Annotated in this window: 14 protein-coding genes; 10 read left to right on the top strand and 4 right to left on the bottom strand. The window is 69.9% G+C overall.

Annotated elements, in window-relative coordinates; all coding sequences use genetic code 11:
- Positions 1 to 6: 6 nt before the first annotated feature.
- The 3 genes from AB8M46_RS00770 to AB8M46_RS00760 all read left to right on the top strand — a co-directional run bounded on the left by AB8M46_RS00770 (position 7) and on the right by AB8M46_RS00760 (position 3,670).
- The gene (locus AB8M46_RS00770) at positions 7 to 2,322 is read left to right on the top strand and encodes a [protein-PII] uridylyltransferase (RefSeq protein ID WP_037342304.1); all 2,316 of its coding nucleotides are present in this window, start codon (positions 7 to 9) and stop codon (positions 2,320 to 2,322) included.
- Between the two features lie 86 nt (positions 2,323 to 2,408).
- Entirely contained in the window at positions 2,409 to 2,780 is a 372-nt protein-coding gene (locus AB8M46_RS00765) for a hypothetical protein (protein WP_037342305.1), read from the top strand.
- A gap of 50 nt (positions 2,781 to 2,830) precedes the next feature.
- Positions 2,831 to 3,670 (top strand): Ku protein, encoded by an 840-nt coding sequence (locus AB8M46_RS00760; protein WP_037342306.1) that lies wholly within the window; start codon positions 2,831 to 2,833, stop codon positions 3,668 to 3,670.
- Positions 3,671 to 3,916: 246 nt separating this feature from the next.
- Here the strand turns inward: AB8M46_RS00760 and AB8M46_RS00755 are convergent, their stop codons facing one another.
- Genes AB8M46_RS00755 through AB8M46_RS00740 form a run of 4 tightly spaced genes read right to left on the bottom strand, consistent with a single transcriptional unit; the run spans position 3,917 to position 8,935 of the window.
- Positions 3,917 to 4,921 (bottom strand): C40 family peptidase, encoded by a 1,005-nt coding sequence (locus tag AB8M46_RS00755; protein ID WP_394359255.1) that lies wholly within the window; start codon positions 4,919 to 4,921, stop codon positions 3,917 to 3,919.
- Positions 4,922 to 4,929: 8 nt separating this feature from the next.
- Positions 4,930 to 5,412 (bottom strand): poly-gamma-glutamate biosynthesis protein PgsC/CapC, encoded by a 483-nt coding sequence (locus AB8M46_RS00750; RefSeq protein WP_037342308.1) that lies wholly within the window; start codon positions 5,410 to 5,412, stop codon positions 4,930 to 4,932.
- On the bottom strand, positions 5,412 to 6,593 hold the full coding sequence (gene pgsB / locus AB8M46_RS00745; RefSeq protein ID WP_037342309.1) for a poly-gamma-glutamate synthase PgsB: 1,182 nt from the start codon (positions 6,591 to 6,593) through the stop codon (positions 5,412 to 5,414). The genes AB8M46_RS00750 and pgsB overlap by 1 nt, the downstream gene beginning before the upstream one ends.
- Positions 6,590 to 8,935, bottom strand: coding sequence for a hypothetical protein (locus AB8M46_RS00740; RefSeq protein WP_394359254.1), 2,346 nt, complete (start codon positions 8,933 to 8,935; stop codon positions 6,590 to 6,592). Before AB8M46_RS00740 ends, pgsB begins: the two co-directional genes overlap by 4 nt.
- A 211-nt stretch (positions 8,936 to 9,146) precedes the next feature.
- Between AB8M46_RS00740 and AB8M46_RS00735 the strand changes: the two genes are divergently transcribed.
- The 7 genes from AB8M46_RS00735 (at position 9,147) to AB8M46_RS00705 (ending at position 15,313) form a co-directional block, all read left to right on the top strand.
- Positions 9,147 to 10,034 (top strand): hypothetical protein, encoded by an 888-nt coding sequence (locus AB8M46_RS00735; RefSeq protein ID WP_394359253.1) that lies wholly within the window; start codon positions 9,147 to 9,149, stop codon positions 10,032 to 10,034.
- Between the two features lie 117 nt (positions 10,035 to 10,151).
- Positions 10,152 to 11,687 (top strand): signal recognition particle protein, encoded by a 1,536-nt coding sequence (gene ffh, locus AB8M46_RS00730; RefSeq protein ID WP_007032900.1) that lies wholly within the window; start codon positions 10,152 to 10,154, stop codon positions 11,685 to 11,687.
- Positions 11,688 to 11,690: 3 nt separating this feature from the next.
- Positions 11,691 to 12,764 (top strand): amidohydrolase family protein, encoded by a 1,074-nt coding sequence (locus AB8M46_RS00725; protein ID WP_394359252.1) that lies wholly within the window; start codon positions 11,691 to 11,693, stop codon positions 12,762 to 12,764.
- A gap of 45 nt (positions 12,765 to 12,809) precedes the next feature.
- The gene (locus AB8M46_RS00720; RefSeq protein WP_394360827.1) at positions 12,810 to 13,559 is read left to right on the top strand and encodes a CPBP family intramembrane glutamic endopeptidase; all 750 of its coding nucleotides are present in this window, start codon (positions 12,810 to 12,812) and stop codon (positions 13,557 to 13,559) included.
- Between the two features lie 57 nt (positions 13,560 to 13,616).
- Entirely contained in the window at positions 13,617 to 14,435 is an 819-nt protein-coding gene (locus AB8M46_RS00715) for a CPBP family intramembrane glutamic endopeptidase (protein ID WP_038509862.1), read from the top strand.
- 195 nt (positions 14,436 to 14,630) lie between these two features.
- Positions 14,631 to 15,077 carry a 30S ribosomal protein S16 gene (rpsP, locus tag AB8M46_RS00710; RefSeq protein ID WP_037342314.1) on the top strand — a complete coding sequence of 149 codons (447 nt, stop codon included), beginning with the start codon at positions 14,631 to 14,633 and terminating at the stop codon, positions 15,075 to 15,077.
- Positions 15,074 to 15,313 (top strand): RNA-binding protein, encoded by a 240-nt coding sequence (locus tag AB8M46_RS00705; protein ID WP_003103110.1) that lies wholly within the window; start codon positions 15,074 to 15,076, stop codon positions 15,311 to 15,313. Before rpsP ends, AB8M46_RS00705 begins: the two co-directional genes overlap by 4 nt.
- Positions 15,314 to 15,322: the final 9 nt, after the last annotated feature.

Below are 15,322 nucleotides of genomic sequence, written 5' to 3'. Positions count from 1 at the left end.
CCCACGATGGCCGACGGGGGTGAACTGGTCAAGGCCACCGAGCGTTTGCTCGAGGGCAGGCACGGGAGGTTGGGCGCGGCCGCGTTGCGCGCGGCATGCGTCGACCTCTACGAATTCTGGTTGGGCAAGGGCGCTTCGGCGGCCGGCGTCGACACCGCTGAACCCGGTGTCGCGCTGGCCGCCGTCGGCGGCCTGGGGCGCAGCGAACTGGTGCCCTTCTCCGACCTCGATCTGTTGTTGCTGCACAACGGGAACTCGCGGGTCGGCGAGATCGCGGACGCGATCTGGTACCCGTTGTGGGATGCCAAGATCGGCCTCGATCACTCGGTCCGCACGCCGGGTGAGGCGCTGAAGGTGGCGTCGGAGGATCTGCGGACCGCGATGGGGCTGCTCGACATCCGCCACATCTCCGGGGACGCGGAAATCACCGCCAGGCTGGCCGCCGCGGCACGGGACCAGTGGCGGCGGACCGCCCGGAAGCGGATGGACGAACTGTCGGACGCGGTCCGGCAGCGCTGGGCCCGAAGCGGTGAGATCGCACAGTCCGCCGAGCCGGATCTCAAGCACGGTCGAGGCGGCCTTCGCGACTTCGCCGTCCTCGAGGCGCTGGCGGCGGCACAGCTGACGGCGAGGCCCGGCGAGGAACTGCGGGCGGCCAAGAGCCTGCTGCTCGACGTCCGGACGGAACTGCGTCGCGAACTGCGCCGGGAGCGGGACATCCTCAGCGCGCCGGAAGCCGAGACGGTCGCGGGCGAACTCGGCTTCGGCGATCGGTTCACGTTGGCGCGCAAGCTTTCCGGCGCCGGGCGGACGATCGCGTACGCGGTCGACGTCGCGCTTCGGTCCACTGTGGAGCCACCGAAGGCGCGGTTCGGCCGCCGTCCGGTGCGGACTCCGCTCGACGAGGGTGTCGTCCTGCACGGCAACGAGGTCGCGCTGGCGCGGGACGCCTTGCCCGCCAAGGATCCGGCCCTGCTGCTGCGGGTCGCCGCGGCGTCGGCCCGGATCCGCAAGCCCATCGCGCACGGGACCCTGCGGGCACTCGCCGACACCGCGCCCGAACTGCGTGCGCCGTGGCCCGCCGACGCCCTCAAGGCGCTGGTGGAACTGCTCGGCGCCGGCGAGGGACTCGTCGACGCCGTGGAGGCGCTGGACCGCACGGGCCTTTGGGCGCGCCTGTTCCCCGAATGGGGTGCGGTGCGGGATCTCCCGCCGAGATCGCCGGTGCATTCGTGGACCGTCGACCGGCATCTCGTGCGGGCCGCGGTCGAGGCGTCGAAACTGACGACCACCGTCTCGCGGCCGGACCTGCTGCTGATCGGCGCGTTGCTGCACGACATCGGCAAGGGCCGCGACGCGGACCATTCCGAACTCGGCGCGAAGATCAGCGCGCAGGTGGCGGCCCGGCTCGGGTTGTCGACGGCCGATTCGGCGCTGGTGTCGGCGATGGTGCGGCATCACCTGTTGCTGCCGCATACCGCGACGCGGCGCGACATCAGCGATCCCGCCACGATCCAGCGGGTCACGAAGACCCTCGACGAGAACCTCGTCCTGCTGGAACTGCTGCACGCCCTGACGACGGCCGATTCGCTGGCCACCGGGCCGGGCGTGTGGACGGACTGGAAGGCGCGCCTGCTCGCCGAACTGGTGTCCGGTTGCGAAGAAGCGTTGCACGGCAAGGGGTTCGTACCGCCGGAGCCGATGGGCGCCGAACAACGGGAGCTCGTCGCCGAAGCCGTCGCGTCCGGCCGCGGCGAGGTGCGCATCACCGCCGCCGGCAAGGTGGTGACGGTGGTGCTGGCGGTCCCCGCTCGCGCGGAACTGCTGGCTCCCGCGGCCGGGGTGCTCGCGCTGAACTCGCTCGAAGTCCACGCGGCGGTGCTGCGCGGGCACGACGGAGGACGGGCGGGAGTCTTCACGGCGTCACCGAAATTCGGCTCGCTGCCCGACGTCACACTGCTGCGGGAGCAGTTCGCGCGGGCGGTGGCGGGGACGCTGCCGCTCACCCAGCGGCTCGCGGCGAAGGAACGGGACTACGGCGGAGGGGAGACGCCGCCGGCCGGGGCGAAGGTGATCTGGTTCGACGACGAGACCAGCGGGCGCGACACGGTCGTCGTCGAACTGCGGGCCGCGAACCGGATCGGCCTGCTGTACCGGGTCGCGGGCGCGTTGCGCCGCTGCGAGGCCGAGGTGCGGTGGGCGAAGGTGGCCACACTCGGCGGTGCCGTCGTCGACTCGTTCGCCGTCGCGCCGCGTAGTGGCCGGGTCGACCAGGCGTGGCGGTCGAAGGTCGAAGCGGCGCTGCTGGCGGCAGCTTCCTGACGTTCGGGGTGTCGTGCGGGTCACGGAAGGTGGCGGTGGCAGGATGTGCGCGGTCGAGACCTGAAGGAGCCGGAGGGGGTGAGCGCGTGCCCGGTCCGCAACGTGTCACGCTGCCGCCGACCGTCGTCGCCTCCCATCTCCGCGCGTGCGCGGACGACCTCGCCGTCTCCCTCACCGCGTCCGGTCCCGCCGCGACCGTGCCCGAGCTTCTCAGTGTGGTTCGGCACCTCGTCGCGGGCCAGCAGGCGCTGGCCATCGCGCTCGAAGGTATGGCGGGCCGGGTCGAAGGGGGCGGCGAAGGCGCGCTGGCCACCGCCCCGACGGTCGACGTCGAGGTGGTCGCCGAAGTGCTCCGTGCGGCGGCCACCGCTGTCGACTGTTCGGCCGAGGCACTCGCCGAATCGCGTCCGTCATTCGAATGTGTGAGCGATTCGGTAGCCCCTGACACCCGTTTGTAGCTGTCCCGCCGCTTCGGCGCGTGGATACGCTGACCAGGCGGAGGTGGGCCATGCGCGCGGTGTGGAAAGGCACGATCGGATTCGGGACCTACGCCATTCCGGTTAAGGCGTACAGCGCGACCGAGGAGCACAACATCCCCCTCCACCAGGTGCACGAGCCGGACGGCGGCCGGGTGCGGGTGAAGTGGGTCTGCGAGGTCGACGGCGCCGAGGTGCCCGCGGCCGAGATCGCGAAGGGGTACCCCGTCCCCAACGGCGACGTCGTCCTGCTGACCGCCGGCGATTTCGCGTCGCTGCTCGCGCCGACCACCCAGTCGATGGACGTCGTCGGCTTCACCCCGGCCGACCAGGTCGACCCGATGTACTTCGCCCGCAGCTACTACCTGGAACCGGAGCCGGCGGGCACCAAGCCGTACGTGCTGTTGAGCGAGGCGCTGCAGCAGTCCGGGCGGATCGCGATCGTCAAGGTGACCTTGCGGCAACGCGAGACACTGGGCGCGCTGCGCGTGCGGGACCAGGTGATCCTGCTCGAGACGATGCTGTGGCCCGACGAGATCCGGCGACCCGACTTCCCGTTCCTGCACGAGGACGTCGATCTGCGGCGCGGGGAACTGCGAAACGCGGTCTCGCTGATCGAAGACCTCACGCGGGATTTCGAGCCCGGCCGGTACACCGATCGCTACCGTGAGGCGCTCGAAGCGCTCATCCAAGCCAAACTGGACGGCGACGACGTCCTCCAGCCGACCGCGGCCGAACAGGCCGAAGGTGTGACGCGGCTGCTGGCCGCCTTGCAGCAGGGCCCGGTCGAGAAGGCCAACGAAGCGGCGGAGAAGGCACGCCAGGCGCGGACGCGGGCGAAGCGGGCTTCGTCGTCGGCCAAGACCAGTTGAGTAGATCTACTCAGGGGGAGTTGGGGGTCTTCACGCTGCCGTGACCCCAGGGTGACCGGGCAAGGTTATGCCATCGCGCGGAGAGAGCGCGGGCAGCGAATCGCCTGGTACTGGGGGTCCGGCGATACCGAGTCCCGCGAAGCTCGCCAAGTGTGCTTACGGTCGGCTCGCGGGGAGGCGAGCCTTCCGTAGGGGCTCCGGTACCGGTCTGCGAGGGGCGATCGGTCCCGGAGCCCTGTTTGCGTGCTAGAGCCGCTTCGCCGCACGGAACGCCTTCGCGTAGGTGCCTTCGCCGTCGATCAGCGAGGTGCCACCGGCGTCGCCGAAGGTCGGGCCGTTCGCGACCTTCCGGCTCGACAGGACCCGCCGCCTGCCGTCACTGTCGAGACCGAGATAGATGCCCGTATGCGACACCCGGGCCCCGAGCGCCGGCTCCAGGTTGAAGAACAGCAGATCGCCGGGCTGGAGGGCCGAATAGTCCACGGCCTGCGTCTTGGCGTCCTCGATCAACTGGGTGCCCGGCCCCAGCTCCGACATCGCCCAGGCACGCCGCGGCAACCCCGGCCCTTTCGTGTTGCCGCCGAGCAACGGGTAACCCGCGCGGTAGCCGTAAACCATGCGCACGAAGCCGGAGCAGTCGAGCGAGCCGAACCGAGCCCGCTCCGCCTTCTCGTGCTTGTCGGGGAAATCCCAGTCGATGCCGAGGTAGTCGTAGAAGTCCGATTTTTCGAGGCGGCCTTCGGCGCTGTCGGGACCGAAGGCCGCGTCGCCCGCGACACGGAGCTTCTTGGATGTCTGGGGAGCGAAACCGTCGGTGTATTGCAGGGCTATCGCCAGCAGGTCCGGCGACGTGTCGCCGAGGGCCTTGGGCAGCCAGTCGCGGAACCACGCTTCGTTCTCCGCGCCCGCTTTCCACGGTTCGGGAGCGAATCGGATCCAGGCGGACGAGGTGACGGTGGCCGCGGTGAACTTCGGTTCGGCGAACGTCCGGCTCTTACCGGTCAGCATGGCCGAGCGGGATCCGTCGGTGAGGGCCGCCAGTTGAGTGCCGAGGGAATCCCGGACGACGGTCCTGGCGGGGTTTTCGAGCCGTTCGTAGGTGTATCCACCGATCGCCGCGTCGCGATCCGCGACCGCCGACGCCGACACCGCGGTGATGTCCTGCTTCTCCTGCTTGGCGACGTAGACCGCCGCGGTGCCCGACACCCCGATCACCGCGGCCAGCACACCGATCCGGATCGCTTTGCGCATCGACGTCCTCACAACGTGGGAACCAGCCCGACCAGCACGCCGCTGATCAGGATCGCGTAACTGGCGAGGCTCACGCCCCCGGTGGCGAGGACGGTCGCGGCCGGCGGTTGCCGGACCAGCTGGTAGGCCACCAGCCCGGGGACCACGAAGCCCAGCGTCTGGTGCACGAACAGCAGTGGGAAGTCGGCCTGCAGGACCAGCAGCAGGGTGGTCTGCAGGACGACCCCCAGCAGGACCACCGCGGCGAACAGGCGTTTGCCGTAGAGGATCACCACCCGCTGCAGGATCTTGGTGCCCGCATAGGTCAGTGCGGTCATGAGCACGATGATCGCCGCGCGCCGGAAGTCCTCGACGATGGTCAGCGCGATCCAGCCGGGCGTGATCATGCCGCCGGGGGACAGATTCGTGGTCAGGTAGCAGACCAGGGAAAGCAGCAGTCCGATGGCGAGCCCGATGGTGGCGACCTCGGGGGAGAGCGAAGTGGTGAGCATCAGGAGGCGGCCGTTTCCAGTTTCGCGAGTTCGTCGATGAGCAGTTCGCCCTGACCGTGGATGTTGCCGATGGCGATCAGCGAGGCGTGGCGGTCGATACCTCCGATGATCTTGCGCAGGAGCTCTTCGGAAGGCCGTGAGCCGCCGAGGTCGACGACGCGGTCCTGCCACTCGTCGGGGATCGCGATCCGGGCGCTGCGCGTCGGCTCACCGATCAGCACCACCCGTTCCGGTGCGACCCGCGGGATCAGCGCACCCATCTGGCCGTTGCGCTCGACCCGGTCGGGGCGGCAGTTGATGATCACGTGCAGCGGATCGGCGATCGCCCCCTGCGCACGGAGCTGGTCGATGTTCATCAGGGTCGATTCGGGATCGTTGGCGGCGAAGACGTTCGCGAAGCGCACGAGCCGCCGTCCCGCGCGGTAGCGGTGGACCTGGAGCACCCCGGGGTCGGGCGGCGCGTCCCACATCCCTTCCAGCGCCAGGCGCCGGTTGACCTTGAGCAGGTCGGCGACGGCCAGCGCGATCGCCACGTTCTCCTTGAACGTGATCCAGCCGAATCCGCGCATCTCCTCGTCGGTGACGCTCTCCGGATCGACGGCGATCAGGCGGCAGTTCCGTTTGTCCGCCTCCTCCTGGAGGATCGCGAGCCGGTCCTTCTCCGCGGTGAGACAGATCCCGCCGACCGGCATCGAACGGCTCAGCGAGCGTGCCACGTCGTCCAGCGTCGGGCCCATCTCCGCGAGATGGTCCTCCCGGACGTTGCACAGCACGCCGATGGTGGAGCGGATCAGCTTGCTCTGGTTGATCTCCTGGAGGTCCGGCATCACCGCCATGCACTCGATCACCAGCGCGTCGGGCCGGTACGCGGCGGCACGGCGGACGATGCCGATCTGCTCGACGACGTTGGCGATGCCGAACTTGCGGTAGACCGGCTCCTCACTGCCGTCGGGGTGGATGAACCGGGCCGCCGTGCCGGTCGTCTTCGCGGTCGTCACGAGGCCGCCGCCCCGCAGCGCGCCCGCGCAGAGGCGCGTGATCGACGATTTCCCGCGGATGCCGTTGACCAGTACCCGGGTCGGGATGCTGTGCAGGTTGCGGTAGTGGCGGCGCTGTTCGGCGACGCCCGCCGCGAGCATCGCGACCGAGGCCGTGAGGAGCACGAAATAGAGGAACGTCATCGCCGGCTCCGGCCTCGTTCCGCCAATTCGGGCTCACGGTGCCGCCGTGCCTGCGGCTCGGCCGACCGCGGCGCGCGGGGTTTCCCCGGCTGTGGTTCGCGCCTCCGGGCCTGCCGTGGCCGGTCACGATCGGGCTCGATCCGCTGGAGCAGTTTGGTCTCGTCGGTCGCCGCGCCGACCGGACGGCGGACCTCGCCGAGGCGGGCCTTGCCGTCGGTCAGCGCTTGACGGCAGATCTCGACACAGGAGGCGATGGTGCCGATCTCGTCCTGGCGCTGGGGGTAGACCACCGCGCCCATGCCGACGCCCTTGGCGATCGGCACGGCGCTTTCGGCCACCCGCCGCAACGGCAGGACGACGACCAGCAGGTGCCAGGCGAACGACATCAGGGCGACGACGGCCGTGAGGAGCGCGGCGACCCTGGCACCCGAGCGCACGGTGTTGTCGGCGACGCCCAGGGCGCCGATCGGCTGGTCGGCGACCACGACCCAGTTCAGCTCGGCGACACTGCCCTCGTCGGCGAGGCGGCTCGCGACGACCAAGGACGAATCGGTGCTCTCACGGGCGTCCTTGCCGGATTGTGCGGCGACGACGTTCTTGACCAGCACGGAGTCGGTGAGTTCGGAGAAGGCGAGGTAGCCCTGGGTGTCGGCGATGGTCCGCCTGCCCTCGTCGACCACCCGGACGCGGCCACCGGCCGAGCCGAGCACCGAAGCCATCCTCGGTATGTCGTACTCGGCGACCAAGACGTTCTTCGAGTCCGGCAACTGCGCGAAGGCGTACACCACGGGCACCCGGCCGCTGGTGTTGTGCTGGCGGATACCCGAACCCTCGGGCAGCTTCCCCGTATCGCGAAGCGACTCGCGCCCCTCGCTGTGCAGCACCTTGCCTTCCGCGTCGGCGACGTAGACGCTGCGGAACCGGCTTTCGTTCTCGGCGAGCTCCCCGAGCATGCCGTCGAGCCGGTCAGGCCGCACCGTGGACCCGAGCCGGGCGACGGAGCGCAGATCGCCGAGACCCTGGGCGAGGCTGCGGCGCAGGGTTTCCGCCGAATGCGTGACGCGGCCGCCGTACTCGCTGAGCACGGCGGGGGAGACCGCGGCGTGCTGACGGCCGAGGGTCGCGGCGACGGCGACCGACCAGCCGAGCAGCGCGAGGGTGACCATCGCGACGGCGAGCTGCGCGGAGAGGATCGGCTTCACCTTGGCGCCGGGCCGTCGCCTGGCGAGTTTCGACCGGTAGCGCTCCACCGCGCGGGTCAGCCGGTTCACCTCACGGATCCTGGACTGCCACACCGGCTTGCCGAGCTCGCCCGCCGCGACCGCGAGCGCGTCGGCACGAAGGCGGAGGACCGGTTGCACGACGGTGCGCCGCAGCAGCACGAACCCGGCGATGGCGAGTACCAGCAGCACGGCGGCCGGAATCAGGCCCGGCCAGCGGACCGGCACCGGCTCGACCGGGAACCGGCTGAGGGTGACGGCCGACATTCCGAGACTTCCCGTGGTGCCGTCCGACACGATCGGGGCATAGGACACGACCGGTGCGATCCGCTCGCCCGGTTTGGCCGGATCCGTCGCGGCGTCGCCGGTGAGGACACCCGATTCCCCCGTCGCGGCGGCCGCCGCCGCGCGGGTGAGCAGGCTCTGGGCGACGCTGTCGGTTTCGGGTACGTCGGCGCCGGACGACGAGAGCAGCACACCGTCCGGGGTGACCAGCCGGATCTGCCGCACGGTGCCGTTGTCGAGCTCCGCCGAGACACCACGCAGCGGGGTCGACACGACGAGGAGCCTGCCGGCGCGGGCGCCGGTGAGCGGCAGCGCGGTGAGGACGAGCGGACTGTCGCCGGGCCGGGCGATCGGGCGGACGACGAGGTTCGTGACGTCGACGTCGCGGAGGTTCTCGACCGCCACCGGCTCACCATGGGTGGCCACGACCCTCTTCGCGGCGGGGTCGAAGACGGCGATTCCGCGCCAGTCGGGGTATGTCTCGCCGAGGCGGGCGAGAACCGCGTTGTCGGAGGTCTCGTCGAACACGCCGGAGTCGAGGGCGACGCGCAGATCGCCCGCCGCCGAGGTGGCCGAGGTGGCCAGCGTCTGGGCGAGCGCGGTGGTCGCCCGCTGCCTGCCCGCGGTGACCTCGTCCGGGACCTGCCCGTCCGTGTCCGCGCGGAGCAGCGAGAGCGGCCCGGCCGTCGACAGGTAGAGGGCGGTGAAGGCGGTGATCACCAGGAGCAGGACGAAGGTCGTCACGGAGGCGACCCCGACACCGCGGGGGAAGCCCGCTTCCGGGATCTGGTCGCGCAGGCGCGCCGCGGGGTCGGGCTGGTCCTTCTGCCGCTTCACTGGCCTTTGGCCCTTCGATTCAATCGGCTGATTCGCGGCTCACGTCGGCCTATAGCGGAACGTGTTCCCGATCGGGTTACAGCGAGGTATCAAAAGTGTCGGCGAGGACGTTACAGTCCGCTGCAATGTCGGCAAAGCGCGGATCAGGCTACCCGTTCGGCTTAATCAGTAGAGTCAGGTGGTGATCAGCCGAACTCGAATGTTGCTCAGCGTGACCGGCGTAGCCGCCGCGCTGGCCTTGGTGCTGACCCTCGTGCTGGTCCTCGGTGACGACGAGTCACCGCGACCCCCTCTCGACCTGGAGGCCGACCTGAGTTCGCTGGTCGCGGGATTCACGTCGTCGCTTTCCGCTGAGCAGGACTACCGGTCGCCCGAGGCGGGAGAACGTCGCACGGCAGCCGCCGGATTCGCCGCGGTGCTGGACGCCGCGCCCGCCGGTGCGGTGGACCTCGGAAAGCTCGGGTTCGCGGCGCGCGACGGGGTGGACCGCAAGACCGGGCGGCCCTACACGCTGGTGATGAACGAATCCGGTACCGAGCGCTCCTGGGGGATGTACTTGATCGACAGGTCGGCTCCGCCGTCGCTGGTGGTCGAGGTCCCGCACCCCGCGTCCGATCTCCGCACGGAGTCGTTCGGCCTCGACTACTTCCGCCGGGTGCCGGGCGCGGTGCTGCTGATCGCGGGCGCGCACCGGAAGGCCGACGATGGCCGTGCCGACGTCGCGCACGAAGTGGACTCCGTCTTCCACGTGGTGGCCACCACCCTGGCCGGACGAGGTCTGCCGCAGGTCCAGCTGCACGGCTTCGACGACCAGAACATGCCCGACGACGACATCGTGCTCTCGTCCGGCGCGACGGTGGCCGGCCCGCCCGCCCGGCGTGCCGCCGATCGGCTCGCCGCCGCCGGGCTCGCCGTCTGCCGGGCGTGGGCATCGTCTTGCGGAGCGCTGGAGGGGATGAAGAACGTTCAAGGCAAGGCCGCGGCGAAGGGCGGGACGGTCTTCCTGCACGTCGAGATGAGCCGTACGGTCCGCGAATCCAGTGCCGCCCCCGCGAACGTGATCCAGGCTCTGGCCGAAGCCGACCTCCGCGAACCCTGAGCCCACGCGATCGGGTCTTCTCGACCGTGTCAACGCCCGCCCCGAACACCGACTACCCTGGGAAGCCGCCGGTTCGTACCGGCGAGCCACAACGACCCCGCTGGAGCGTGCACACCCGTGTTCGACACCCTCTCCGATCGGCTCACGTCCGCCCTGCAGACCCTGTCTCGCAAGGGCAGGCTCTCCGACGCCGACATCGACGCCACCGCGCGCGAGATCCGGATCGCGCTGCTCGAGGCGGATGTCGCGCTGTCTGTGGTCAAGGACTTCATCGCCCGGATCAAGGAGCGCGCCAAGGGCGCCGAGGTGCACGGCGCGCTGAACCCGGCGCAGCAGGTCATCAAGATCGTCAACGAGGAACTCGTCACCATCCTCGGCGGCGAGACCAGGCGGCTCACGTTCGCGAAGAACCCGCCGACGGTCATCATGCTCGCGGGTCTGCAGGGTGCCGGTAAGACGACGCTCGCGGGCAAGCTCGCGATGTGGCTGAAGAAGCAGGGCCACGCGCCGATGCTGGTCGCGTGTGACCTCCAGCGCCCCAACGCGGTCACGCAGCTGCAGGTCGTCGGCGAGCGGGCCGGGGTCGCGGTCTTCGCGCCCGAGCCCGGCAACGGCGTCGGCGACCCGGTCGACGTCGCCCGCCGCGCCATCGACGAGGCCAAGCGCGCCCAGCACGACATCGTCCTCGTCGACACCGCCGGCCGTCTCGGTGTCGACGAAGAGCTGATGAAGCAGGCCGCGGACATCCGCGACGCCGTTTCGCCGGACGAGACGCTGTTCGTCGTCGACGCGATGATCGGTCAGGACGCGGTCACCACGGCCGAGGCGTTCCGCGACGGCGTCGGCTTCACCGGTGTCGTGCTCACCAAGCTCGACGGTGACGCCCGCGGTGGTGCCGCGCTGTCGGTCCGCCAGGTCACCGGCCAGCCGATCCTGTTCGCCTCCAACGGCGAGAAGCTCGAAGACTTCGACCTCTTCCACCCGGACCGGATGGCCAGCCGGATCCTCGGCATGGGTGACGTGCTCAGCCTCATCGAGCAGGCCGAGCAGCATTTCGACCAGGAGAAGGCCGAGCAGACCGCGGCCAAACTCGGCAGCGGCCAGCTCACCCTCGAAGACTTCCTCGAGCAGATGCTCGCGGTCCGCAAGATGGGCCCGATCGGCAACCTGCTCGGCATGCTGCCCGGCGCCGGGCAGATGAAGGACCAGCTCGCGCAGGTCGACGACAAGCAGCTCGACAAGCTGCAGGCGATCATCCGCGGGATGACCCCCGCCGAGCGGGCCGACCCGAAGATCATCAACGCCTCGCGCCGCGTGCGGATCTCGAAGGGGTCCGGTGTCGCCGTCCGCGACGTCAACGACCTGGTCAACCGGTTCTTCGAAGCGCGCAAGATGATGGCGCAGATGGCGGGCCGTTTCGGCTTCGGCGGCGGGGGCGGCGGCAGCAAGAACCGCAAGGGCAAGAAGGGGAAGAAGGGCAAGGGGCGCGGCCCGACGCAGCCCAAGGTCCGCGGCGGCTTCCCCGGCGGTATGCCGATGCTGCCCCCCGGCGGCGGGATGCCCGGCGGGATGCCCGACCTTTCGCAGCTCGGCGGCATGAACGACGTACCCGGGTTCGACCCGAAGAAGTTCAAGCTGCCGAAGGACAAGTAGCCCGTGGAGGCGCTGCACCTGGCGGGTGTCGTCCTGCCGGACGGCGAGCACCGTGAGCTGTGGGTCACCGGCGGCCGGATCACGACCGAACCGGTGGCCGGGGCCGAAACCGTTGTCCGGGAAGGCTTTCTCGTTCCCGGACTGGTCGACGCGCATTGCCATCCCGGTATCGGGGTCGGTGGCGCGACCACCCTCGAAGAGGCCGCCGAGCAGGCGATCACCGATCGTGACGCCGGGACGCTGCTGATCCGCGACTGCGGGCTGCCGATCGACGTCCGGCCGCTGCAGGAGCGGGCCGACTTGCCGCGGATCATCCGCGCCGGACGGCATCTCGCCCTGCGCAAGCGCTACATCCCGGGCCTGGGTATCGAACTCGAGGACCCTTCGGAGCTGCCGAAGGCGGTCGCCGAACAGGCCCGTGACGGCGACGGCTGGGTCAAACTCGTCGGCGACTGGATCGACCGGGGCATCGGCGATCTCGCGCCGCTCTGGCCCGACGACGTCCTCGCCGAGGCCATCGCCGCCGCGCACGCCGAGGGCGCCAAGGTGACGGCGCACGTGTTCGGCCAAGCCGCGTTGCCCGGCCTGATCGACGCGGGCATCGACTGCCTCGAACACGGCACGGAGCTCTCGCCCGACCAGCTGGGCGTCCTCGCCGAACGCGGGATCGCGCTCGTGCCGACCCTGATCAACATCGAGAACTTCCCCGGTATCGCGGACAAGGCGGGCAAGTACCCGGTGTACGCGGACCACATGCGGGCGCTGCACGCCGGCGTGGGGGAGATGGTCTCGACGGCGATCGAGGCGGGTGTCCGGGTGTATGCGGGAAGCGACGCGGGCGGCATGGTCGAGCACGGCAGGCTCGTCGACGAGATCGAGGCACTGCACAAGGCGGGCATGTCCGCGGAGCAGGCGCTGGCTTCGGCTTCGTGGGCGGCTCGCGACTGGCTCGGCGTGCCGGGAATCGTCGACGGCGCCTCGGCCGACCTGCTCGTTTACCCGTCCGATCCGCGTGAGGATCTCGCGGTGCTCCGCCATCCGAGCCACATCGTGCTGCGTGGCAAGATCTACGCCTGACCCGACTCCACGTGTGACCGGAGCGGTACCTAGCGTGGAGGCGTGGTGGACGACGGGCAGGCTCGCGAGCGTCTGGTGCTCGGAGCGCACTGGGGTTTCGTAGCGTTCTTCGCGGGCATCGCCGGATACCACCTCGTCACGCTCGTCATGAGCTTCCTGATGTCGGGCCGCTTCGGCGGCTACGACCCGCTCGAACTCCGTGACGTCGGCCCGCTGCTGATCCTCGCGTTCCTGCCGACCCTCGTGCTCGGACTCGGCCCTGTGGTCGGTTCACACGTTTGGGGACAGGGGCTTCGCACGGACTTCGGGCTCAAACCCACGTGGCGCGACGTCCGGATCGGGCTCGCCTGCGGAGCCGCCGCGCTCGCCGCCGGCTACCTCCTCAACCTGCTCCTGCTGGCCGTCTACGGGACCGACAGCGACGACAGGACCTTCTCCGACGTCTCGCCCGGACCGATCACCGAACTGTCGGAAACCACCGAAGGCGACACGATCTGGCTGGTGCTGGCCGCGGTCATCGTCGTCCTCGCCGCTCCCGTCACCGAAGAACTGCTCTTCCGCGGCACGCTGTGGAACGCCATGGGCTTCCATCGCCTGCCTTCCTGGGTGATCCTGCTGGTCACCGCGCTGGTGTTCGCCCAGTTGCATGGAGAGGCCGCGCGCACGATCGCGTTGTTCGGCCAGGGCATCGCCATCGGTCTGGCCCGTTATCTGTCGGGCCGGGTGAGCGCGTCCGTGATCGCGCACGCGGCCAACAACCTCCCACCGGCTGTATTGCTCTTCGCGGCGAGGTGATCGCCGGTCCAGGCGGTTAGAGTCTTTGAGTAACCGAACGATCACCGGAGGATCGGCGTGACCGTATCTCAGCCCAGGGAGCCGATCCCCGAGGCGGCGCCGCCGGACGAACTCCCAGAAGAAGTCATTGCCGGAGGTGAGGTGGCCGCGCCCGACACGCCACCGCCGCATCGCTGGGGATTCGGGGCCTTCCTCCTGGTGGAGGCCGTCCTGCTGGCGTCGGCGGCGTTCATCAGCGTCCTGCTCGGCGACGTCCAGCCCGGTCAGCCCCTGCCGATGCGCATGGTGCTGCTGGGCACCATGCTGCCGACGATGATCGCGGCGGGCGTGGCGCTGCTGATCACCCGGCTGCGGGGCAACGGGCCGTTCATCGACCTGCGGATCGGCTGGAGCTGGGCCGACGTTAAGGTCGGCCTCAAACTCGGGGTGCTCGGGCTCGGGTTCACTTCCCTCGCCGCTTGGGCCTGGACGCAGGTCGTGGGCAACGAGAACGCGACCTCGGCGATCAGCGCGCTCGTCGAGGACCGGCGGATGTCGGTCTCGGCCGCCGTCGTCATGTTCATCTACCTGTGGCTGGTCGGGCCGATCTGCGAGGAGATCATCTACCGCGGCCTGCTCTGGGGCGCGGTGGAACGGCTGACCTGGCGCACCGAACGCTGGGGGAGGATCGCGGCGTTCCTGGTCTCCACGGCGGTTTTCGCGGCGAGCCACCTCGAACCGCTGCGCACCACGTTGCTGCTGGTGATCGCGATCCCGATCGGGCTGGCCAGGGTGTTCACCGGGCGGCTGCTCGGCAGCGTGGTCGCCCATCAGGTGAACAATTTCCTCCCGGCCGTGACGATCCTGCTCGCCTCGCTCGGGATAGCCGCGTTCTGACGGCAGCGTGCATGCACGCAAGCAACCCACGTGCACGCATGCACACAGCTCTCTGGCAGAATGTTCGCTTGCCTGCTTTGGCCGGACCCTCTCACCGCGCCCGAGCTCACCCTTCGGGTGTGCGCAGCCGTGTCCCCACTCGGCTGGCGTGCGCCTTCCACATGCATCAGAGAGAACTGAGGAGTACCCACACCCGTGGCCGTCAAGATCAAGCTGCAGCGTCTCGGCAAGATCCGTGCGCCGTACTACCGCATCATCGTCGCCGACGCGCGCACCCGCCGTGATGGCAAGGCCATCGAGACGATCGGCAAGTACCACCCCAAGGAAGAGCCGAGCTTCATCGAGGTCGACACCGAGCGGGCCCAGCACTGGCTGTCCGTCGGCGCCCAGCCGACCGAGCCGGTCCAGCGCATCCTCGAGATCACCGGTGACTGGCAGAAGTTCAAGGGTCTCCCGGGCGCCGAGGGCACCCTGAAGGTCGCCGAGCCGAAGCCGTCGAAGCAGGACCTGTTCAACGCCGCGCTCGCGGCCGCCGGTGACTCGGCCTCCGCCGAAGCCACCACGCCGAAGAAGAAGTCCGCCCCGAAGAAGGCCGAGGCCGAGAAGGCCGAAGCCGCCGAGGGTGACAAGGCCGAGGCGTGAGCTTCCTCGCTGACTCCCTCGAGCACCTGGTGCGCGGGATCGTCGACAACCCGGACGAGGTCCGGGTCGAGCTGCTGACCACTCGCCGTGGCCGCACGCTCGAGGTGCACGTGCACCCCGACGATCTCGGCAAGGTGATCGGCCGGGGCGGTCGTACCGCGACCGCCCTGCGCACCGTCATGGGCGGTATCGGTGGCCGCGGCGTCCGCGTGGACGTCGTCGACACCGATCGCTGACCAAGGACT

Origin of the sequence: Amycolatopsis sp. SB7-3 (genome assembly GCF_041021335.1) — a bacterium.
Taxonomy (GTDB): Bacteria; Actinomycetota; Actinomycetes; order Mycobacteriales; family Pseudonocardiaceae; genus Amycolatopsis; species Amycolatopsis japonica.
This window is presented reverse-complemented; position numbering and strand designations above follow the sequence as displayed.

Excerpts from the sequence above, each read along its gene's own strand:
- AB8M46_RS00770 (WP_037342304.1), top strand. The coding sequence starts at position 7 with ATGGCCGACGGGGGTGAACTGGTCAAGGCCACCGAGCGTTTGCTCGAG.
- AB8M46_RS00760 (WP_037342306.1), top strand. The coding sequence starts at position 2,831 with ATGCGCGCGGTGTGGAAAGGCACGATCGGATTCGGGACCTACGCCATT.
- AB8M46_RS00755 (WP_394359255.1), bottom strand. The coding sequence starts at position 4,921 with ATGCGCAAAGCGATCCGGATCGGTGTGCTGGCCGCGGTGATCGGGGTG.
- AB8M46_RS00750 (WP_037342308.1), bottom strand. The coding sequence starts at position 5,412 with ATGCTCACCACTTCGCTCTCCCCCGAGGTCGCCACCATCGGGCTCGCC.
- pgsB (WP_037342309.1), bottom strand. The coding sequence starts at position 6,593 with ATGACGTTCCTCTATTTCGTGCTCCTCACGGCCTCGGTCGCGATGCTC.